The following is a 22,496-nucleotide window of genomic DNA, read 5'->3' as shown; positions in this document are numbered from 1 at the left end:
TCTCCTAGTGGGATGGAGGCTTTGTATTTTAATGTTAACTACACTCGTTTGTCCATATTGAAAGGGGAACTTTTTGGATGTATAAAAAGAACTGGAGAAAACCAATACATGCTTTTTTAGCGACAAGTCTAATTGCGAGCGCTGTTGTTCCTACAGCAGCACCCCTAAATGTCAAAGCCGCTACGTTAGCAACTGATTTAATTATTTCGGAATACATTGAAGGCAGCAGTTTTAATAAGGCGATTGAAATTTATAATGGTACTGGTGCAACAATCGATTTAGCAAATTATACGTTAGAGATGCATACAAATGGTGTAGCAATTGCTGATAAAACAGTGGCGTTATCAGGAACATTAGAACATGGAGCTACGTATGTGGTGCATCATAAAGATGCAAATGCAGCTATTAAGCAATTTGGAAATATGGAAAATTCGACTGTTATTAATTTCAATGGAGACGATCCAGTCGTATTAAGAAAAAATGGGGCAATAATTGATTCTATTGGGCAAGCAATTGGAGTAAAAATAAATTTTGGTGTGGATGTCACATTAGTTCGAAAAAGCTCAGCCACATCTGGAGATACAATCATTGACGATGCATTCAATCCTAGCGAGTGGGATGTGTATCCTAAGGATGACTTTACACATATAGGCAAACATTCAATGGAAGGCGGAGAAGTAGGGCCGATTGTTAAGGTAGGCGCAGTAACAGCTTCTACACCTTCTGGAACGGTAGCGACTGGTACTGCAATTGCATTAGCTTCAGCAACGGAAGGCGCAACGATTTATTACACAACTGATGGTACAGAGCCGACTTCGAACAGCACTTTATATTCGCAACCAATTGTTATTGATAAAACAACAACAATAAAAGCAATTGCTGTAGCAGAAGGATTAGATAATAGTGATGTACAAACTTTCAATTATACAGTAGTTGGACAAGAAGATATTCTTTCTATCGCTGATGCAAGAGCAAAAGCTAACGGAACATCAGTAACAATCAAAGGTGTTGTGGCAGGGAAACTGAAAAATTCAATTTCTGTGCAAGACAGCACGGGTGGTATTGCGGTTCGCCCGACTAGCTTAAATGCGAATGTTGGTGATGAAGTAACGCTCAAAGGTACGTTAGCTGATTACAGAGGATTGCTGCAATTAGATGGAGCACAAATGATCGATAAAGTAGCGGGTGTTGGTGAGCCTACTGCGAAACTGGTAACAGGAGCAGAGGTAAAGGAAGCCAATGAATCGCAACTCGTTACTGTAAAAAATGTCACGCTGTCAGCGGTGAGTAGTGGAAACTATACGGCAAGTGATGGTAGTAATTTCATTGTGCGTGATGAAAATAATATACTTGGCTTAACTGTAGGCACAACATATGAATCGATTACAGGTATTTTGCAACAGTTCGATAATGATTACCAACTGATTCCTCGTTCTGCATCTGATATTGTGGTGGATAGCGCAGCGTTAAAGCCTGCTATCGCATCTCCTGGAAGTGGAACATTTGTGAATAAAACTACAGTTACTTTAGCTACATCGACAGCAAATGCAGAAATCTACTACACAGTAGATGGCTCAAATCCAACTGTAGGTGGTACGAAATACACAACGCCAATCGAGATTACTCAAAACACAACATTAAAAACAGTTGTAAAAGCGAGTGATGGTAAATTTAGCGAAATTATGACATATGACTATGAGATTACAGATGCTTTGCAGATTCATAATATTCAAGGGGAGGGGCATACTTCTCCATTTGTGGGTAAAACAGTTGAAGGTATTCAAGGAATCGTGACGTATTCATTTGCTTTAAACGGAAGTACGTATTATACGATTCAAACGCCTGATGAATTGGCGGATAATAATCCAAATACATCTGAAGCTATCTTACTTTATAGTGGGAAAAATGCTTGGCCGATTCAAGTAGGGGATTTAGTATCTGTAACAGGTAAAGTCGATGAATATGCGTACGATGGCTATAGTGATGCAAACCAAACAGATTTAAAAACAACGCAAATCAATGTTCGTAATGATCAAGGTGGGAAAGTAGAAAAAATAAAGAGTAGCGTAGCATTACCAAAAGCCATTAAAATTGATGAATTAAAAATGTCATTTAGCAACATTGATAGTGACAATCTTCAAATATTCAACCCAACAATTGATGCCATTGATTTTTGGGAAAGTATTGAAGGTATGCGAGTGGAAGTGGGCAATGTCAAAGCTGTCTCTCCACAGGAGCACGGGGATTTAGTGACGGTTCTAGAAAGTGAACCAACGAATACACTTCATGGTGGCGTCTTGTATGAGGAAGGGAAGACAAACCCAAATCGTATTCAATTCAGATTAGAACCAAACGGAACAGCTCGTGATTTCGAAGTTGCAACAGGTGATAAGTTTAAGGGACCTATTACGGGTATCGTTGGCTACTCTTATCAAAACTTTAAAATCTATGTGCCACTAGATGAGATGAAACAAGCACATGTAAAAGGGACTGCAAAACCTGAGACAACAAAGATTGTTAAAGCGGAAGACAAGTTAACAATTGCTTCTTATAACTTAGAAAACTTCTCTAATAATAAAACGTCGACATCAGATGATAAAGCACGTAAATTAGCACGCGCAATTGGTGTCGATATGAAAACGCCGGATATTGTAGGAGTAACGGAAGTACAAGATAATAACGGCGAATCGACTGGTGATTCGAAAGCAGATCAAAGTTATAAACGATTGATTGATGCCATTAAAGCTGCAAGTGGCGTTGAATATAAGTATGTCAATATTGACCCGGTGAATAATGCAGACGGTGGTGCACCAAACGCAAATATTCGTGTTGGATTCCTTTACAATCCAGAAAGAGTGAAGTTGAAAGAAGGTATCCCAGCAGGCGATGCGACTACTGCCGTTAGTTATCAAAACGGTAAGTTAACGTTAAACCCAGGTCGAATTGATCCTACGAATGAAGCATTTAATAGTAGCCGTAAACCGTTAGCTGCACAATTTGAATTCCAAGGTGAAGATGTGGTCGTTATCGCTAACCACTGGAATTCTAAATCTGGTGACACGCCATTATTCGGAGCAAAACAGCCACCGGTTTATGGAAGTGAAGTGCAACGTAAAAAAATCGCAACGATTGTAAATAACTTTGTTAAAGACATTAAATCAAAAAATGCAGATGCAAACATTGTATCTTTAGGTGATTTTAATGACTATCAATTTGCTGATGCGCTTAAGATTCATGAAGGTGCTGAGATGACAAATATGATTAATAAAGCGGAAGACGCTGATCGTTACACGTATTTATATCAAGGGAATTCGCAAGTATTAGATCATATTTTAGTTTCTAATAATCTTAAAGACAATACAATCATTGATATTCTTCATATTAATGCAGACTTTACTGATATGGCAGGCCGTGCAAGTGACCATGACCCTGTAATGGTCCAAATTGACTTGAAAAAAGGTTCTACTGTTGAACCGATTGAAGTTGAGATCACTTATAATTTAACAAACTTTAAAACAAACAAATTAACAATCACAAAGCCTAGTGTGGCATTACATTTAGATGCTAAATCTGTTATCACTGAGGGCGTGTTCCTAAAAGGGAAATATGCTGAGCTTCACGGTGAGGGCTTTAAAACGACAAATGTTATCATCAATCCAGATCAAGCAGGTGCCATTGTTGACTTAAAAGGCAATACCTTTAAAAAGATCACGATTGACGGTAAAAATGTAAGTGAAATTAGAGGCGCCGACAAAATCGACTTAAAATTGATTGAACTGAAAAATGGTGCAACGTTTGACCAAATTAAATTTACGAATTCTAAAGGGGATCCCATTGTGGATCCTTCTTTACCTTCTGAGAACAAGCAACCAATCATTAAAAAACCTTTTACAAATAAAACAGTAGCTGTAGGTACGGCAATTACAATCGATTTAACGGAACATTTCGCTGATCCGGATAATGACGCACTGACATTTACAGCTACAAAAGGTACTATAAATGGCAACATATTAACGCTAAATTTAGAAGCGGGTAGCCATATTGTTGGCATTACTGCATTCGATGGCAAGAAAAGTATCACTACCAATTTTAGTGTTACAGTAAACGCTAACGACTATTATGCAGCTGCCTATGACAAGGAAGGTCAAGCGCTAAAAAAAGCCCTTCACGATATCATTTCTAAACAAAAGGTACTGTCATATGATGATGCTTGGGATGCATTAAAATATACAGATGAAGATCCAAATAATTTAAATAATGTACTGTTATTTTACTCTGGGAAATCAAGCCCTAAATCAAACAATGGCGGAAAAGTAGGAAACTGGAACAGAGAGCATACGTGGGCAAAATCACATGGTAATTTTGGAACGAGCAATGGACCAGGAACAGATATTCATCATTTACGACCTACAGATGTTTCAGTGAATAGCTCGAGAGGAAATTTAGATTTTGACAATGGTGGCAGTCCAGTGTCGGGTTGTAATGGTTGCTTGAAAGATTCGGATTCATTCGAGCCGCCTAATAATGTAAAAGGTGATGTAGCACGTATCTTATTTTATATGGCAACTCGTTATGAGCCAGGCGATAAAGTTGACCTTGAATTAAATGAAAAAGTTAATAATGGGACAGCTCCTAATCATGGTAAACTTTCTGTCCTTTTACAATGGCATCTACAAGATCCCGTAGATGAATTTGAAAAACGAAGAAACGACAGAATATATGAAGTTCAAGGTAATCGCAATCCATTTATCGATCACCCGGAATGGGTAGAAACGATTTATGGTAAAAAAACGGCATTACAGATGGCGAATTAACCAGAATAATCTATTGGTAGCCCACTTTAATTGGATGTGAAGTGGGCTTTTATTTTTTTAGGACAAGTACCTGACTGTTATATGGATGAAAAATTATAAACCCAAATCTTCTGGAAGATATGGAGAGCTTCAAATTAAGCGATTTAACAGGAATATGAGCGGCAGGTAAAAGTACAATTGAAGTGAATTTCTCAAGGAACAATGTTGGGAATTTTCTATACTGTTCCTTTTGTATGATATTTTAGAAGTATTTCAGAATATGATATAATATGGGCAAAATACGAGTGGCTAGCGTTCGTAAATAAACGGTTATTATAGGGTAGAAATGATGGAATCTTATTTATTTTGCTATCACGGTACAACTAAACGAGATGGAGTAAATATTGAGCAGAGTATAGATTTGTCGAGAGTGCGTTATCGTACAGATTTTGGAAAAGGCTTCTATGTAACGAATAATTTGAAGCAAACTAAAAAGTGGGCAATTGGAAGAGCTAAAGATGAAATGGTTGATGGACGATTGCTGGCTGGTACTGAACCAGTAGTTGTGTATTTCCATTTAGATATTAAAAAGTTAATGAGTTTAACTACTAAGCAATTTGAGCAACCTACAAAGGAATGGGCTGAATTTATTTTCAATTGCCGAAGTACTGGCTTCAAGAATGAACTATATCACGCTTTTGATTATACGCTCGGACCACTTGCAGATGGGCGTACCAATATTCTAGTGCGAAAAATGCTTAACGGAATAATTACTCTCGATGAATTTTTTGATAGTATCAAGCCATTGTATATAAAGAATTCACAGTTAGCGCTACATACAGAAGCAGCAATTGAATGTTTAAAAATGGTGAGGGTGAAGGAAATTGAAATGGACTGATTATACATTTAATGAATTAGATTTGGAGCTTGTCTTTTTGATTCGAGATGAGTTAAAAAAAGTTTTAGGTGAGCAAGCTGATGAAGCGCTCATGACATCAGGTTTCCTCCATCGTTTACAGGAGGATCCGATCTATGTTCATCACTTTGACGAAGACTATTGGGTGAGCCATATTATAAAGCGATTTCAACAATCGATAGCAGGTTAGATGAAAAAAGTGTTAGATTGACTACGGTCAATCTAACACTTTTTCGTTCTCTTTTAATGTAATAGTGACTGGCACGCTTATCGCGCTTCTACTAATTTCTTCAAATAACTTCGACGCGACGGATAATGAAGAAGCTTCCTATAAAAAGTAGTAAAAATATACTGATGCCGATTGCGGTCATTTCATAAAATGACGTTGAAATCAAACTACGCATTGCCAACATCACACAAGCTAATAGAATGCTTGCAAATGTAAAAGGGATAAAAACGAGCATTGCCAATTCTTTTGTCACCACGGAACTTACCTCTTTCACAGAAAGACCAATTATCACTAAATGTTTTCAATATACTCCAATTTTTTCATATTTGCTATCCTATACGAAAACATTGTGAAATGAGTTAAAAAGCTTGCTGTAGTAGATGCCAAGTACGACCATTGCATTAATCGACATTATATGACATGCTTAATAGAGATATAAAGTACTAGGAGAATGTTGTAGTGATTAAAGAATGGGATTTACTACGTGTGGTGGCATGCCTATCCATTTTACTATTGCATACATCATCGTGGGTAATTATGGAGGTTGGGGCAGAACCTGAGCAACCGTTGTATTTGTTTTTACGAATTGCGCTGTGCTATGCAACACCGACGTTTATTGTGTTATCCATTTTAATATTGTCGAATCGTTATCGTGAAAAGCTACCGACTAATTTTTGGTCGAGTCGCATTCAATATATTTTTGTGCCTTTTTTAGTGTGGGCTTTTTTAGATGCGTTATTGGTTGAGTCAATTTACCAGAAGGGCTTGCTATGGGACAAGTATTATCACAATGTTGTGTCTGGCGAGTTTGTTGGCTGGTTTGTCGTAGTCATTATGCAGCTGTATATGGTGATTGCGCTGATAAAGCGTTTCAAGTGGTCGATTGCCTGGTTTTTACCCCTTAGTGTATTGATTACACTTGTTCATCATGCAATCATTTTATTGCCGTATCCAATATTTGAGGACAATGTGATGGTTATACGCTTGCTGTTTACGGGCTGGCTCGGTTATTTTGCTGTAGCATATGCGATAGGCGTTTATTATGAACAATTAGCCGTGCTGGCAAAGAAGTATCGCGGAGCGACCATTGTTTTTGTCATACTATCTGCGCTGTTCTTATATATTCGTGTGCAACTTGGCTACATAGAGGTACACTCGAGACGGCTCGATTTAGTGCCACTTGTCGTAAGTGTTGTACTTTATGTGATTGCTTGGGGACAGTTAATACCATCGACGAAAGTTGTACGGATTATTAGTCAATATGGATTTATGATTTACCTTATCCATTGGGAGGTTTTACGCCTATCAACAAGCTGGTTCGTAGCGCATTTTGATAGCACACTGACGCGTGTTCCACTGCTTATGCTGTGGACGCTTGTTGTTTGTATTGGGCTGACAAAGCTACTGTCATACCTGCCATTTAGTCAATGGATTGTCGGAAAACTAAAGAAACGGTAAAAGCAGTGATTTCTAAAGTAGAAAGCACTGCTTTTTTGCTTGTGGGGGCGAGTCACTCGAGAGAAACGCCGGTAAACCCGAGAGAATGGCCAAGAACCCTGTGAATCGCCACTAAACATGGGTGAAACGCCACTAAACTCAATCAAATCGCCACCAAACCTGAGTGAAACGCCACTAAACACCGAACAAGCACTGAAACCTTTATTGAATACGTAAAATCGGTTTAATTGCCTCGCCATTTTTTGATGCTAAAAATGCTTCATTGATTTGGTCAAAATCATAGAATTTCACCAATTTATCGAATGGGAATTGCCCAGCTTTATAGTAGTCCACTAATTGAGGGATAAATACATTTGGTACTGAATCACCTTCAATTACACCCATCATTGTTTTACCTTCAGCCATGATATCATTGTGCACATCGATAGTCATTTCTGGTGTTACACCAACTACTGCTGCAACGCCTAGTGGACGTAGGGCTTGTAAACATTGACGAACTACTGGAGGAACGCCTGTTGTATCGACTGCGTATTTTGTACCACCGTTTGTTAATTGTTTAATTTCTTTTACAACATCTACTTTTGTTCCATTAAATGTATGTGTTGCACCTAACTCTTTTGCTAATTTTAAGCGTGAATCGTGTACATCCACTGCAATAATTGTTTTACAGCCTACAATTTTTGCAGCCATAATAGCACTTAAACCTACAGCGCCAGCACCATAAATAGCAATTGTTGAGCCGAACTCGGGCTTGATTTTATTTAAAACAGTGCCAGCACCTGTTTGTATACCACAGCCTAAAGGTCCAAGTAATGCTAAATCCACATCTTTATCTACTTTTACAACATTACGTTCATGTGAGATTGCATAAGTACCGAACGAAGATTGACCAAAGAATGTTGAAAGTGGTTGGCCATCTTTAGATAAACGATGTGTGTAATCATCATGTGTACCGCCAAAGTTTAAATCGTTGAATGTTTCACAAACTGTTGGATGACCTGTTAAACAGTTATCACAATGTCCACAATGCGCAAATGAAAGTACAACGTGATCACCTTTTTCTAAACGAGTTACACCTTCACCGACTTCTTCAATAATTCCTGCTCCTTCATGTCCAAGAACAGCAGGTAGTGGGGCGATTGCTGCATCACGTGCAACAGCATCTGTATGGCAAACACCCGTACTAACAATTTTCACTAACACTTCATTCGCTTTTGGACCTGCTAGTTCTACTTCTTCAATAATAAAATCTTGGCCTTGACCAGGCGTAACTGCTGCTTTAATTTTCATATATTCATTCTCCCTTTAGTACAGATTATTGAAATTCGCTATCATTGTAATCGTTTGCAGAAATCGCTACAATATATTCAAATCTATATCTATATTCATTATGATTCATAAGGGGAAATACTATGCAACTTTTACAGTTACAATACTTTTTAGCTGTGGCGAGGACGGAGCATATGTCTCAGTCTGCACTTTCTTTAAATATTACACAGTCATCATTAAGTAAAACGATTGCCAAATTAGAAGATGAAGTAGGTGTCCCTTTATTCGATCGAAATGGTAAGAAAATTCGTTTGAATAGTTATGGAAAGTATTATGCGCAGGAAGTAGAGAGAGCATTAAAAATCTTACAAGAAGCACATGAAGAAGTACTAGAAATGGCTGATATAGAGGAAGATCGTGTTTCTATTAGTGTGATGAGCTCTACAATCCTACCGCCCATATTTAGAAGTTTCTATGATCGTAGACCGAATATTCGAATTCAGCAATCCATTCTCCCCGATTCAGTAGCAAAGGAACGTCTAATTAGTGGGGAAATTGAGTTGTGTGTTTCCAATACACCGATTACAGGAACTGATATTGAATGGCTTCCTGTTTTAAAGGAACGATTAGATTTAATTGTTCCTAAAAATCATAGACTTGCACAATTTGATGAAATTGATTTACTAGAAGCAAAAGACGAACGTTTTATAGGATATAAATCTGGATTAGAATCGGTTAGCATGTTTGAAAAATGTTGTTTACAAGAGGGGTTTACCCCAAACATTGTCTTTGAAGGAACGGAAATGTCGATTGTTTTACAGCTTGTAAATGAAGGACAAGGGATTACATTTTATCCGCAGTATTCATTTTTAGGTGAACAACTAGCGAATACTAAAATCATTCGCTTGAAAAATAGCCACTGTTATCAAATGGTAGGGTTTGCTTGGTTAAAAAACAAAAAGTATTCCTATGTATCAAAGCAATTCCGTCAACATATGATTCAAGCTTTCATAGACATTCATAATAAAAATAATAGATAAGAAAAAGGCGAATATAGTATTCGGCTTTTCTTAATTAATATATTCGATAGAACCCGGAGAATCGCCGATAAAATCATAGAAATCGCCGATAAAGTCGACGGAATCGCCGGTACCTCGGCAGAAATCGCCGATAGCATCGTGGGAATCGCTGGTACCTCAGCAGAAATCGCCGATAGCATCGCGGGAAACGCCGGTACCTCGGCAGAAATCGCCGATAGCATCCCGAAAATCGCCGATACCCCTGTGCTAACTAAAAATCAAACTAATTTTTATTCAGGCATTAATTTTAAATTGCGATCATTATAGGCAAGGACGACATAATCTGGTTGCATGCTTTGTAAGTAAGAAATGATGTCCTTTTCCAAATAACGTAAGTCTAAAATGGTTACGGTTTTAAAGTGACTTGCTACATGAAATTGGATGGTGTTAAAGTATGAATCTTTAATGACGACGAGATGTTTGTCGCTGTCATAGTTTTGGTTGACGAGAGTGAGCTCAGCGAAGTCGCGACTGTATGCTTCAGCGTAGTTTACAATTGCATCGGGACTCATCTGTTTTGCGCGACCGTACACTGCTTCGTATGGTGCAGTGACTCCACCTTCAATCGTACCGTCATAAATAGTAAACTGTGTTGCGAACGAAGCGGGCTCGTTGTAGCAAATTTGTTCATTATTATCGACGGTCATATACAGTATTTTATTCCAAGAGCCGGCGAATTTATTTGGTAAGCAAAATGTATTGGCCTCATCAAATGGAATTGTTGGTATCGTCTCGCCAAGTCGTTTGCTTAGTGTATTGATTAGTGCCTCGTAACCGGAGTATGCACCTTGTATTGTCCAGTGATGATCTGTTTTAAAGAAGTTGCGCTCTGCAGAAAAGTCGTCCTGCATTTCATCATATAGACGAATATTGTCTACACCAGCAGCTGTGACAAGTTTGTGCAGTTTGGTGTTATTGGCAATACCAGCGTCTTCAGGCATATAGCTTGGACTTGGCTCCCGTGAATAGGTTGCCTTCGCCGGTAGTGAGTAAAATGTAAACGGAATATTTTTTTCGGCTAGCCCTTCGCTTAAACGTTTTAAATCAGAGGCAAAGGAAGCTAGCTCTTCTTCAGTTTTTGCTGCGGCTGGTTTGGAAATAATCCAGCCACTTTTATCATCTACTGCGTACTTATCATTTAAATAAGTTTTGCCCACAACACGCTGAAAGTTAACATAATTGCGCATCCATGTATCTCGAGCAGGAAATTGATCGGAAATATAAGATTCTACCTGTTTGGACCATTGCCCCGAAAAGATTTCCTGTGGACTTGGCGTGATATTGGCAGATTCTAATGGACGGTTTTCCATCTCTGATTGCGGACGATCCACTGTTAATACATGCACGACGAAGCCACCGAAAATGATGCAAAAAAATGTAATTGGTAAAAGTAACGTTTGTATTTTTCGCATGATGTCCCACCTAAAATCTAAAGTAAATGAATGGATTATGTGTTGCGTTCACTAAAAACATCGTGATAAATAACAAAAGAGCTCCATAGTAAATTGTTTGCGTAATGCGTAGCCCCCAGTCAAATGATAGGGAAGCGGTAGCTTTTTGTTCGCTCCAATTTTGATAAAGTTTATAGATTGGCATCGCAAATATAATAGCGATAACAAAGTAAATAGCATAATCCTTCGTCAGTAAAATCGTTTCATAGTTGTACAGTGCAGCGTCTGATAACCCAAATAACGTTTTGATAAATGCAAATGCATATGTAAAGTCATTTGCTCTAAAGAAAACCCAGCCGATCATGACAATAATAAGAATATACATATGTCGGACTACACGTGGAATACGCTCCAACCATTTCAACAATACCCATTTTTCCAAGCAAATTAATATCCCATAGTAAAAGCCCCATGCCATAAAGGTCCAGCTTGCACCATGCCAAAAACCGGTTAGTGTCCAGACAATAAGTAAATTACGATATAACTTCCATTCGTGGCTAACGCGACTTCCACCAAGTGGGAAGTAGACATAATCTCTAAACCAACTGCTGAGTGAGATGTGCCAGCGACGCCAGAAGTCTGTAACTGATTGAGCGATATAAGGATAGTTAAAGTTCTCTTCAAATTTAAAGCCAAAAATACGTGCTAACCCAATTGCCATATCACTATAGCCAGAGAAGTCGAAGTAGATTTGTAGGGAGTATGCAAAAATTCCAATCCATGCAGTACCAGTTGTTAAGTCCCCACCAGATAAACTAAATACGTGATCGGCTACTTCGCCCATTGGATTTGCGATAAGTACCTTTTTCGCTAAGCCTTGTACAAAGCGACGCGTCCCAATCATCCAATCGTCTGCTGTAGAGAGTCTTTTTTTTATTTGCTCAGCTACCGTTTGATAGCGAACAATAGGACCTGCAACGAGCTGTGGAAATAATGTAATGAAAAGTGATAAATCTAAAAAGTTGCGCTGTGCCTTTACGTCCTTGCGATAAACATCGATAACATAGCTAAGTGCTTGGAACGTGTAAAACGAAATGCCGATTGGCAGAGGTACAGCCTGCCATTCAATGGGCTGTGCCAAATAATTGTTAATAATGTCTACGAAAAAGCCAGCGTATTTGTAATAGCCTAAAATGGCTAAATTACTAACAATAACTAACCAAAGAAGTGTTTTTCTCTTAGACTGTGAAACTGTATTTTCAATGACAATGCCTAGCACATAATTGAGCACAATAGACAGCATCATTAAAAGCACATATTTCGGTTCACCCCAAGCGTAAAAGAACAAACTAGCCAACAGTAAAATCGTATTGCGTAGCATCTTTGGAGAGATGAAGTACACAACAATTACTAATGGCAAAAAGACATATAAAAAAATAAGACTACTAAATACCATTTCTGTCAAATCCCCATCTCTGTAAATGATAGAACTTTGCGAATTGCCGAGGTCGTTGATAGCGCGGCGAAATCGCCAATAACCCCAATCGAATCGCCACAAACCCTTTTTAAATCGCCACAAAACCCAGTCATACCGCTGATTGAAGCCCATTAAATCCTAATAGAATATAGTGACTGTCACTATATTCTGGTTTCCATAAAATCTTAATCCAGTTTTCCAAGGGAATTAATGAATAAATTACCTATATTATTGTAACGTAAATTCATCATTTGTTCACTATTCCTTTAAGTGAGAAAATTGTCTTAGCTAAAAATATATGGAAGGGAAAAAGTCTCAATACCTATGGGTAAAATGGTATATTTTTCGCATAAAAGCAACGCTTGTCTACTAATTGTTGGATGGTAAAACAATATATATAAAACTAAAAAATGTATGTATAACCAATAAAGTATTACTGTTACCACATCTTTCATTCCAGATATTTCACATAGATATGTATGTTCTACTTCTCTTATAATAGAATCGTAGTCATAAAAGTGGCTAATTTATCTAGGAGGTTTTTAGACATGAAACAAAAATATAGCAAATGGGTTGTCGGCGCAGCATCAGCAGCTCTAGTAGCATCAGCAATCGTACCAGTAGCAAGCGCAGCAAGCTTTTCTGATATTGAAACAAGTGATCACAAGGACGCTATCTTAGCATTAGCGGACGCTAAAATCGTAGGAGGTTACACTGACGGTACATTCAAACCGAACGCAGTGGTAACACGCGGTAACGTAGCGAAATTCTTAGGTAAATGGTTAATTTCTGAAGGATATGAAATTCCAGCTGATTACAAAACAGAAGCTCGTTTCACTGACCTTCCAACTTCAGCTCCAGACCAAGAATTACTACAATATGCAGCACTTGTTAAAGATGCAGGCGTATTTAAAGGTTCTAACAACCAATTAATGTACACAAACAACATGAACCGTGAACAAATGGCAGTAGTATTAGTACGTGCTATTAACACTGTTTATGGTGTAGATTTAGTAGCAGATTACAAAGAATCTGACTTCAAATCTGCTATCACAGATTTAGACAAAACTACAGCTACAGAAAACCGTGAAGCGATTATCGCTTTAGAATATGCTGGACTTACAAACGTTAAAGCGTTCAACCCTAAAAACTCTTTAACTCGTGGTCAATTCGCATCATTCTTACACCGTACAATCACAAACGTTGGTGAAGCTGTTTTAACTGTTAAAGAAGCTAAAGTTGTTGACGCAACTACATTAGAAGTAACTCTTTCTGATGACACTAAACACACTGTAAAATTAGAAACTCCACTTGTAGAAAACAAAGAAACTAAAGTAGAGTTCGAAATTGACGGTAAAACTTATTCAGCTGTAGTTACATATGAAGTAACTGAAGTTAAATTAGAAGCAGTAAAAGCAGTAAACGCTAAAACAATCGAAGTACAATTCAACAAAGCAGTAGAAGATACTACTAAAGCTAAAGTTGAATTACTACGTGGTACTTTCAAACAAAACGTAACTCTAGTATGGTCTGAAGATAAAAAATCAGTTCAATTAGTAGGCGCTACAAACTTCCAAGCAGCTGATTACACTGTAAACATTGCTGGTTTAACTGAAAATGTATTAACTAGCACAGTTAAAATCGAAGCTCAAAAAGTAACTTCAATTGAAGTTTTAGACGAAGTAGCTGTAGTTGACAAAGCAGTTCAAACTGACGGTACATTCGCTACTGGCACAACTGCAACTGTTGGTTATGTAGTTAAAGACCAATACGGTACAGACATTACAAAAACTACTGCTTTAAAAACAAATGATAACTCTAATGCAACTGTTGCTGCTGATTCAGCTAAAGGTGTAATTAAATTATCAGGCGCTGTTGTAGAAGGCAAAAAAATCGGTGATATCGTACCAGTAGTATTATTTGATGCTGCAACAGGTACATCAGTTTCTAAAACTGTAAAATTATCAGCTGAATCTACAGTTTCTTCTATCGAAGTAGCTGGTGTTTATAACGCTAAAGGTGAAGAAGTAGTTTTAAATGATTCTTCTAAAGCTTCTGATGCTTATATCGTATTAAACCTTAAAGATCAATATGGTAAAGAAATTACTGATGCTGCTAAAGCAACAGGTTTAGTTATCACAAACACAAACACTACAAACTTAACAATTGCTAACACTGTTTCTAAAGTAAAAATTGGCGATAAAGATAAATTAGTAGTTGCATTATCTTCAATCTTAAAAGCTGGCGACACTGATGTGTTATTAATTTCAACAACTAACGGTCAAACAGCTAAATATACTGTTAAAGTTGCAGAAACTTCTACAACTAATGCAATCTCTGTTTCTCAACCAGAAATCGCTGTTGCTGAAGAATCTACATTAATCCCATTAACAGTTACTGATAAAGAAGGCAACGTAATCACTAACAAAAAAGTATTAGCTGATGCTAACAAAGGTATTAAAGTTGGCGGTACTACAGTTGCTGAATCAGCTCTTGAAGTGAAAGATGGTCAAGTTTACTACAAAACTACATTCAACACTGCTGGAACACAAGCATTAGTATTCCAAACTTCAACTTTCAAAGTTGCTACTATTACTGTAGATGTAAAAGCTAAAGCAGTACCAACTGTAGTTCGTGGACTTAAAACTCCTTTAGTTATTTCAACTTCTAAATCTCCAGTTACAATTACAGCAAAAGATCACTTAATCATCGAAGACCAATATGGTCGTGAAATGAAAAACTCTGCTGAACCTGTAAAAGTAACATTAGTTGGAACTTCAGACGTAGTATCAGTAACTGGAAATCAAGTAACTGCACTTAAAAACGGAACTGCAACATTAAATGTGGCACTTACAACACAAAATGGCACAATTGATTCTGCTGTTGAAGTTAAAGTACAAGTTACTGATGGTACTGAATACAATGGTTATGAAATTGCTGAAATTGGCAAAACTAAAGTAGCAACAGCTAAAGATATTACAGTTAACGGTTTACTAAACGGTGGTAAAGTAGCACTTGCTGACAGTGAATATACTGCAACAGTACAAGGTGGTAAAATTACTTCACCAACAGCAGTAACTGGTGGTAAAGTAACGATCGCTGATACAGATTTAAACACTGATTCAGCAACACCAGCTAACAAAATTGACACAGAATTCACATTAAAAGTAACAATTAATGCAACTGGTCAAGTGTTAGAACAAAAATTTGTTGTTTCAGCTGACACAGAGAAAACACAAGATTTCTTCTTCACAGCATCAGAAACAACAGCTGACTACAACTTAGCTAAAGCTATTACAGAAGCTTCATTAGTATCTGGTTCAACTGTAGCAAACTTAAAATCTACTGGTGATGCACCAGCAGTAGTAAACGTTGCAACTGTTGACCAATATGGTAACAAAGTAATTTCTGCACTTGTAGCAGAAACAGTTACAATCGTACCTGAAAAAGTAACAGATGTTAAAATTTCTGGTAACGGTACTGCAGCTGCAACAGCTACATTAAATGCAGATGTTAAAGAAGCTAAAGTAACTTTAAAAATTAAAGTTGGTAACGCAACAAAAGAATTAAAAGTAACAATCGTTGCTGCATCTTAATAAATAGCTTAAAACTATAAACTAGTTTACTAGTAACTAGCCTTGTGATTAGATGAAACTTTTTGTTTCATCATGGTCACAAGGCTTTTTTGATGGAGAGAAATCCCTGTAAATGAAGCAATACTTCTAGCTAGGGGTATTGCTATTTATAGTAAGAATAGCATCAAAATACATAACTATAGAAGAATATGAAACTTTTACTATTACCTCCACGTATTATCAAGTATGATAGATAAAATGTGTAGGGGGATGAGCGGATGAAGCGTAACAGTTTATTTCAAGGAGCAATCGTTGCGGCATTAGCAACAAGTGCCATTGTCGTGGTGCCGACAGCGCAGGCAGCAGAAGGTTTTAGCGATGTTGATCTGTCGAAAGAATATGGAGTAGCGGTAAAAGATTTAGCAGCAAGAGGTATTATCAATGGATATTCAGATGGTACATTCAAGCCATTTGCTGATGTTACGCGTGGACAAGTTGCGAAAATTTTAGCTAACTTATTGGCGTTAGATACGCAAAACGTGATAGATCCACACTTTACGGATGTTCAGCAAAGTGATGAATACTATGGCGCAATTGCTGCTTTAGCAAATGAAGGAATTGCGTCTGGCTTTGCGAACGGTAGCTTCGGTGTGAATCAAGCTATTACCCGCGAACAGTTAGCGAGTATGTTAACGTCTGCCTACCAATTAGTCAATAATGCAGAAGATTGGACACTGCCATTTACAGATGTTGTGAAATACTCCGATGCGTATTATGCAATTGGACCTTTGTTTGAACACAACATTACAAAGGGGATTACAACGACTACATTTGGTTTAAAAGAAACAGTGAAGCGTTCGCAGCTCGCATTGTTTATTCAACGCATAGAGGCGATGCAAGCGAATCGTGTTTTACAGAAATTTTCTGCAAGCGAACTTGGTGCAAGTCAACTTGATGCCTACTCTTATGACAATATTGCGACTGATGGTGAACATGAATTTTTCAACATCCACCAAACAACAAATGGTGTAACAGTAGAGGCATTGCGAGAAGGCTCGGGCTACTTCGTGTTAATTGGCTACAATATGGATAAGGACGAAAACTATGAGGTCGTCGAGACACAAAAATATAAGATTGTTGTTACAGAAGTAGACGGCAAACTCCAGCTCAATTGCCAGCAAACGGATGAAATAACACCTGGTGTAGCACTGCTTTTTGAGGAAGAGTTAGGTTTTAATCCGGCTCACATTCAGCTAACAACTGCAAACGGTTATGAGGTAAGTGATAAAGTCTATGTGTATCAACCATTTAATTTTGATGGTTGGGAGGAAGAAAGCATTCCAAAAGGCGGCAATTACGAGTTGAGGCTACTACAGGCAGGAGATTATATTGCGGCATTATCTGATGGTAAAGGTAAATCTGTACGCGTCGGCATTCGTGCTGAAACGGATGGTTTTGATATGTATACTTCTGCAGCTGTTGAAATAAGTAGCGAATTCATTCCAACAAGTGAAATAGGCTTTACTGTTAAGGATGTTAACATCGAGCAATATACAGGAGCAACGATTGATCACAAAATTGTTGAGGTTGAAAATTCAGCAGATGGTGTAACAATTAAACGAGTTGGAAAAGGAGATGCCCTTTTTGCCATTCGCCTAAACGGTACAAATGGTGAGAAACTTTACGTACACGGTATGATGTACGAAGTAAGTGGTATAGCATCTATGTACTACGAGCTAGCAACGCAACAAAATATGGAAAATTCATGGTGAACCGCCGATAGACTGCCGGAAACCGCCGATAAAACAACTGGAATCGCCGATAGAACCCTTGGAATCGCCGATTAAATCCAGAAAATCGCCGTTACCCCTAGGTAGATGGAGCTCTCTTATGTGATGATAAGTCAATTGTCGTTGACTTTTGCATCATACAAGAGGGCTTTTCTGATTTCAAGCCCCCGCAAAACCTTCATCACTGTAACAAATCAAGTGAAATATGAATATTGATATAACTATGACCATTGTTCCTAATTCACTTTAATACAAAATAAATTGTTAGCATTATGTTTTCCAAAAGCATCTAATGAAGGAGGATTACATGAAACCTCATATTTTAATTGCTAGCCCTGTGCGACAAAATCCATATATTTTGGCTTATTTCTTAACTTCACTACAATCGTTAAATCAAGATGAACTTGTAGTGGATTTTTTATTTATAGATGATAATGATGATAAACAATCGACAGAACTTTTAGCGTCATTTCAATCAAAAAGCGAGCGTGTAAAAATTATTAAAAATGATCAACAAAATGATATTTATATGAAAGATGATAAAACACATTATTGGACAGATTCACTAATAGAAAAAGTAGCAAAAATGAAAGACTCTATTATAGAGCATGCTATCGAATTCAACTATGATGGATTATTCCTTATCGACTCAGATTTAATGCTGTATCCGAATACACTACAAAATTTATGGGATGAACAAAAAGACATCATTTCAAATATTTTCTGGACCGAATGGCAAAAGGATATAGAAGCGTTACCCCAAGTTTGGATGATGGATGAATATACATTATATGAAATAAAAAATGGAGAAAAATTGGAACCAATAGAAATCGCAAATAGAACGGCAGCTTTCATAATGCAATTAAAGGAACCAGGTATATATGAAGTGGGTGGGTTGGGTGCATGCACATTAATAAGTCGAAAAGCACTTTTAAAAGGCGTTCGTTTTAAACAGATGAAGAATTTATCTTTTTGGGGCGAAGATCGACATTTTTGCATAAGAGCAGCTGCACTAGATTTACAGTTATTTGTAGATACGCGTTTTCCTGCATTTCATATTTATCGAGATTTCGACTTACTTGGTGCTCAAAAATTTAATAATGAAATCCTCACCGGAAAAAATGAAAAAGCAACAGTTAGCTTATGTATGATAGTTAAAAATGAAGAACAAGTTTTAGCACGTTGTTTATCTTCCGTTCAAGGACTTGTTGATGAAATCATCATTGTAGATACTGGTTCATCAGATAAAACGAAAGAAATCGCAAGGCAATACACAAACCATATTTATGATTTTGAATGGATAGATGACTTTTCAAAAGCACGTAATTTTTCATTTAGCAAAGCAACAAAAGACTATATTTTATGGTTAGATGCAGATGATATTTTACAGGAAAGCGAAAGACTACATTTTTCGAGCGTAACAAAAGAACTAAGCTCTAAAGAAGTGGACAGTGTAATGATGGATTATCATTTAGCCTTCAATCATAATGGGGAGCCGACATACAGCCTTAAAAGAAACAGACTAGTAAAACGTTCGTGCAATTTTACTTGGGTTGGTGCAGTCCATGAATACTTATCTGTTCATGGCAATATAATACAGCGTAATATAGCGATTACTCATCGTAAAGAGAAAGCATATACAGACCGAAATATAAAAATTTATAAACAAAGAGAAGAGCAGGGAATGGAATTTTCGGCGCGTGATTTATTTTACTATGGAAATGAATTAAAAGATCACGCCATGTACGAAGAAGCGGTAGAAAAATATAATCAATTTTTATTAACAAAACAAGGTTGGATAGAAGATGAAATAGCAGCTTGCTTGAAGGTAGCGGATTGTTATGAAATGCTACATGCTCCTGATAAACAATTGCAATATTTATTTAAAACATTGTCATATAGCATGCCTCGCCCAGAATGTTGTTGTCGCTTAGGTGCAAGGTTTTTAGTAGATGAGCAATATGATCAAGCCATCTATTGGTATGAGCAAGCAACAATAGTAAAAAACCAACCGAAACAAGGCAATTTAATCGACCATGCAGCTTGGACTTGGCTACCGTATGTTCAATTAGCTGTCTGTTATGAGCGATTAGGACAATATCAAAAAGCTGAAGAATATAAAGAAATAGCACTACAATACAATGCTACAAAATAAGAATGGTTTTGTGCGTAGAAGTTGCATAATTGTTTGAGTGCCTGGCACCTCTCGTGGACACTTCAAGCGTCAAAAAAGGTAACAAGAGTGAACATCTCTTGTTACCTTTTTAGGTTGAAGCTAGGTCTGACTAGCTTCCTTAATTTTGTTTTAGAAAATAATGTATTTGACGTAGTCTTTCCAGCCAATTTCTTTGAAGTTTTGCCATTCTATTTTTTTTACAGGCATTGAGCAGAAGGAGCGTGCTAAAATGTTGCGTTGTTCATTAGCTAGAATTGGTGTGCCTTCGTCGAAGTAACTTGTGAAAATCGTTGAATTTGTAGTTGAAAAGTCAACGTCAATATCTTCAAGACGGATTTTTCCGTTTTCATCGATAATATATACGCTCTTGGCACCTTTTGCTTTTTTAACCCAAGAAGACTTTACTTTATACGCATCGAGCGATTCGTTAACAACAATTGAAGCTTGACCGACTGTTGAAAATGGAATATTTTCTAATACATCGTCCTGTTGTAACATTACTTCATAATTGGTTGGTTTCGGCAGTTTCGCCGATTTTGCTAATTCATTTGCCCATGTAGAGTCATGATTTGTTGCGATCATCTGTTTTTCAAGTACTACACCAGATAAATCATCTTTAAAATGTTGTAAATCAAAATTTACCGTTTGTCCCGCTAAAACCTTTTGCCATTCATCCTCAGATAAGTAAGCAAACATTGCTTTTTCAGTTGAATAAATTTCAAATGTCACCGTACCAGCTTCTTCGATAATGTTGGAAATAACGCCATCAACAGGGCTAATCACTCCTTGACGTGCTTGGATTTGTGCAATTTGAGCATCCATTACGGAAATTTGACGTGTCGCTTCCGCAATATGACGGTTTAAAATAGCGACAGCTGTTGATGGTGAATTTTGTTGGCCTAATTCTAATTTAACTGTGACATTTAATTTATCACTAATTTGGTCTGTATTGATTGAACTTTTCGGATTCGTTTTGTCTCCGAATTCAGATTCTACTTGTGATAAAGCAGATTCTAAATCACTTAATTCGGTTTCATATGCATCCCGTTCTGCTTCTAACTTCGTTAATTCATCGTCGACTTCCTCTGTTTTATAGGTAGCTAGAAGATCGGCAGCTTTGATGTCCTGCCCACGCTTTACGTTTACTGCTGATAAAGTTTTTGCATCTGCAGAAATTGTATACGTTTCTGCTGGCGCAACAATCGCATCCTTTTTCACCGTTTCTACACGGTCACCGGCAGTAGCTCGTTGAAATTCATCAACAAAATACGAACGCGCTACTTTACTATTATCCTTGAAAACGAAGAAGGCATTCACACCAACTAATAGCGCTATCACGATGATACTAAGGCTTGTCCAAGGTCTGGATTTAATAATACGCATCATCCTAACCCCCTTGTAATCCATTCTTGTAGTGGTAACACGCTAATCATTCCAACAATAACTGCCATTACTAGCTGGAGTACGATAATTTTTGCTAATAGTACTTTACGATCGGACGCTTCCTCCCATTTTGAAAGGAAAGTAAAGTGAACAATAATCGTCAGCACAGTAGTTATCGTTAACTGATTAATGATGAATAGCACAACATCCTTATCCAATACTTGCTGTACAATAGGGGCAAGTGAAAAGAAGGAGAACGATGTAGAGTAGCCAACTGCATAGAACACTGCAAATAAAATGGCTTTTTCGATAAGCAAAAATGCTACCACATATAACTGCACTTTTTGAATCCATTTGTAAGGAATGTCCGTTAATAGATGTAATATATATGTAACGCCATAATAGTGGAAGCAAAAATAAATGATTCCCCAAACAATGGCTCCGACCATTGATAGCAAACGGGCTGTATAGTATTCATCCTGGTGATTCATTGCAAATAATGATGTTAAGCTTTCAGTGCCCATACCCCAAAACTCGCGTATCATAAAAAGGAGCAAAAAGAGTATGAAAACCGTGAATGATCGTTTTTTATAGCCCCTTATTTCTCCTGACTCAATAGCCTGTGTAAAGTTCGTGGGGTGCGTTAAGCTATGCCAAAACTTGTAGTGATAAAACATATCTAGCTCCCTTTCTAGTAAATTAAATATTAAAGATGTAGTATACACCTAGTTACTGGTAAATGACATAGTATAAATGCTAGTTTTTTTAAGGAATTTTCTCGATATGGTGGGACTTTCATTAGGCTCAATTCCATATGATCGATGCGGGATAAATGCGTCTTATACAATTATATAGTATCCTAACAATAACTTCCTTTAAAAAGTCTATTCTATCTAAAAATAGCAATTATCTGTAAGTTAGTAAAGGAAGTACGCGAGTTTACTAGATTAGCTTGAAATC

14 protein-coding genes are annotated in these 22,496 nt (G+C 37.3%); 8 read left to right on the top strand and 6 right to left on the bottom strand.

What is annotated here, in order from left to right; genetic code table 11:
* The first annotated feature begins 77 nt into the window (after positions 1–77).
* From ACQKNX_RS16030 to ACQKNX_RS16020, 3 genes are all read left to right on the top strand, one after another.
* Positions 78–4,814 (top strand): endonuclease, encoded by a 4,737-nt coding sequence (locus ACQKNX_RS16030; protein ID WP_427429746.1) that lies wholly within the window; start codon positions 78–80, stop codon positions 4,812–4,814.
* 325 nt (positions 4,815–5,139) lie between these two features.
* Positions 5,140–5,691 (top strand): DUF3990 domain-containing protein, encoded by a 552-nt coding sequence (locus ACQKNX_RS16025; RefSeq protein WP_427429745.1) that lies wholly within the window; start codon positions 5,140–5,142, stop codon positions 5,689–5,691.
* A complete protein-coding gene (locus ACQKNX_RS16020; protein WP_427429744.1) occupies positions 5,678–5,899 on the top strand; it encodes a hypothetical protein in 222 nt (73 codons plus the stop codon). Before ACQKNX_RS16025 ends, ACQKNX_RS16020 begins: the two co-directional genes overlap by 14 nt.
* A gap of 100 nt (positions 5,900–5,999) precedes the next feature.
* Here ACQKNX_RS16020 and ACQKNX_RS16015 read toward each other — a convergent pair whose 3' ends face one another.
* On the bottom strand, positions 6,000–6,194 hold the full coding sequence (locus ACQKNX_RS16015) for a hypothetical protein (protein WP_427429743.1): 195 nt from the start codon (positions 6,192–6,194) through the stop codon (positions 6,000–6,002).
* 203 nt (positions 6,195–6,397) lie between these two features.
* Here ACQKNX_RS16015 and ACQKNX_RS16010 point away from each other — a divergent pair, with 203 nt between their 5' ends.
* Positions 6,398–7,396 (top strand): acyltransferase family protein, encoded by a 999-nt coding sequence (locus ACQKNX_RS16010; protein ID WP_427429742.1) that lies wholly within the window; start codon positions 6,398–6,400, stop codon positions 7,394–7,396.
* A gap of 201 nt (positions 7,397–7,597) precedes the next feature.
* Here the strand turns inward: ACQKNX_RS16010 and ACQKNX_RS16005 are convergent, their stop codons facing one another.
* Positions 7,598–8,686, bottom strand: a complete 1,089-nt coding sequence (locus ACQKNX_RS16005) for an NAD(P)-dependent alcohol dehydrogenase (protein ID WP_427429741.1) — start codon at positions 8,684–8,686, stop codon at positions 7,598–7,600.
* Between the two features lie 122 nt (positions 8,687–8,808).
* Between ACQKNX_RS16005 and ACQKNX_RS16000 the strand changes: the two genes are divergently transcribed.
* Positions 8,809–9,705, top strand: a complete 897-nt coding sequence (locus tag ACQKNX_RS16000; RefSeq protein WP_427429740.1) for a LysR family transcriptional regulator — start codon at positions 8,809–8,811, stop codon at positions 9,703–9,705.
* A gap of 269 nt (positions 9,706–9,974) precedes the next feature.
* Here the strand turns inward: ACQKNX_RS16000 and ACQKNX_RS15995 are convergent, their stop codons facing one another.
* Both ACQKNX_RS15995 and ACQKNX_RS15990 read right to left on the bottom strand, forming a co-directional pair.
* Complete coding sequence (locus ACQKNX_RS15995) at positions 9,975–11,156, bottom strand: DHHW family protein (RefSeq protein ID WP_427429739.1); 1,182 nt, start codon at positions 11,154–11,156, stop codon at positions 9,975–9,977.
* Positions 11,157–11,166: 10 nt separating this feature from the next.
* A complete protein-coding gene (locus ACQKNX_RS15990; RefSeq protein ID WP_427429738.1) occupies positions 11,167–12,591 on the bottom strand; it encodes an MBOAT family O-acyltransferase in 1,425 nt (474 codons plus the stop codon).
* 569 nt (positions 12,592–13,160) lie between these two features.
* Between ACQKNX_RS15990 and ACQKNX_RS15985 the strand changes: the two genes are divergently transcribed.
* From ACQKNX_RS15985 to ACQKNX_RS15975, 3 genes are all read left to right on the top strand, one after another.
* A complete protein-coding gene (locus ACQKNX_RS15985) occupies positions 13,161–16,208 on the top strand; it encodes an S-layer homology domain-containing protein (RefSeq protein ID WP_427429737.1) in 3,048 nt (1,015 codons plus the stop codon).
* Between the two features lie 257 nt (positions 16,209–16,465).
* On the top strand, positions 16,466–17,959 hold the full coding sequence (locus tag ACQKNX_RS15980; protein ID WP_427429736.1) for an S-layer homology domain-containing protein: 1,494 nt from the start codon (positions 16,466–16,468) through the stop codon (positions 17,957–17,959).
* Between the two features lie 325 nt (positions 17,960–18,284).
* The gene (locus tag ACQKNX_RS15975; protein ID WP_427429735.1) at positions 18,285–20,132 is read left to right on the top strand and encodes a tetratricopeptide repeat-containing glycosyltransferase family 2 protein; all 1,848 of its coding nucleotides are present in this window, start codon (positions 18,285–18,287) and stop codon (positions 20,130–20,132) included.
* Between the two features lie 150 nt (positions 20,133–20,282).
* On the opposite strand, the gene ACQKNX_RS15970 is transcribed toward ACQKNX_RS15975, so the two are convergent.
* Positions 20,283–21,539, bottom strand: coding sequence for an HlyD family secretion protein (locus tag ACQKNX_RS15970; protein ID WP_427429734.1), 1,257 nt, complete (start codon positions 21,537–21,539; stop codon positions 20,283–20,285).
* On the bottom strand, positions 21,536–22,060 hold the full coding sequence (locus ACQKNX_RS15965; protein WP_427429733.1) for a hypothetical protein: 525 nt from the start codon (positions 22,058–22,060) through the stop codon (positions 21,536–21,538). The genes ACQKNX_RS15970 and ACQKNX_RS15965 overlap by 4 nt, the downstream gene beginning before the upstream one ends.
* Positions 22,061–22,496 lie beyond the last annotated feature (436 nt).

The sequence above is a fragment of the Lysinibacillus sp. NPDC093712 genome (assembly GCF_050280025.1).
GTDB lineage: Bacteria > Bacillota > Bacilli > Bacillales_A > Planococcaceae > Lysinibacillus.
The sequence above is the reverse complement of the archived record's forward strand: the minus strand, read 5'-3'. Positions and strand labels throughout refer to the sequence as shown.

What these genes read in the sequence shown, in the direction of transcription:
- ACQKNX_RS16005 (WP_427429741.1), bottom strand. Translation starts at nt 8,686, where the DNA reads ATGAAAATTAAAGCAGCAGTTACGCCTGGTCAAGGCCAAGATTTTATT.
- ACQKNX_RS15985 (WP_427429737.1), top strand. Translation starts at nt 13,161, where the DNA reads ATGAAACAAAAATATAGCAAATGGGTTGTCGGCGCAGCATCAGCAGCT.
- ACQKNX_RS16025 (WP_427429745.1), top strand. Translation starts at nt 5,140, where the DNA reads ATGATGGAATCTTATTTATTTTGCTATCACGGTACAACTAAACGAGAT.
- ACQKNX_RS15970 (WP_427429734.1), bottom strand. Translation starts at nt 21,539, where the DNA reads ATGATGCGTATTATTAAATCCAGACCTTGGACAAGCCTTAGTATCATC.
- ACQKNX_RS15975 (WP_427429735.1), top strand. Translation starts at nt 18,285, where the DNA reads ATGAAACCTCATATTTTAATTGCTAGCCCTGTGCGACAAAATCCATAT.
- ACQKNX_RS15965 (WP_427429733.1), bottom strand. Translation starts at nt 22,060, where the DNA reads ATGGGCACTGAAAGCTTAACATCATTATTTGCAATGAATCACCAGGAT.
- ACQKNX_RS15990 (WP_427429738.1), bottom strand. Translation starts at nt 12,591, where the DNA reads ATGGTATTTAGTAGTCTTATTTTTTTATATGTCTTTTTGCCATTAGTA.
- ACQKNX_RS15995 (WP_427429739.1), bottom strand. Translation starts at nt 11,156, where the DNA reads ATGCGAAAAATACAAACGTTACTTTTACCAATTACATTTTTTTGCATC.
- ACQKNX_RS16000 (WP_427429740.1), top strand. Translation starts at nt 8,809, where the DNA reads ATGCAACTTTTACAGTTACAATACTTTTTAGCTGTGGCGAGGACGGAG.
- ACQKNX_RS16030 (WP_427429746.1), top strand. Translation starts at nt 78, where the DNA reads ATGTATAAAAAGAACTGGAGAAAACCAATACATGCTTTTTTAGCGACA.
- ACQKNX_RS15980 (WP_427429736.1), top strand. Translation starts at nt 16,466, where the DNA reads ATGAAGCGTAACAGTTTATTTCAAGGAGCAATCGTTGCGGCATTAGCA.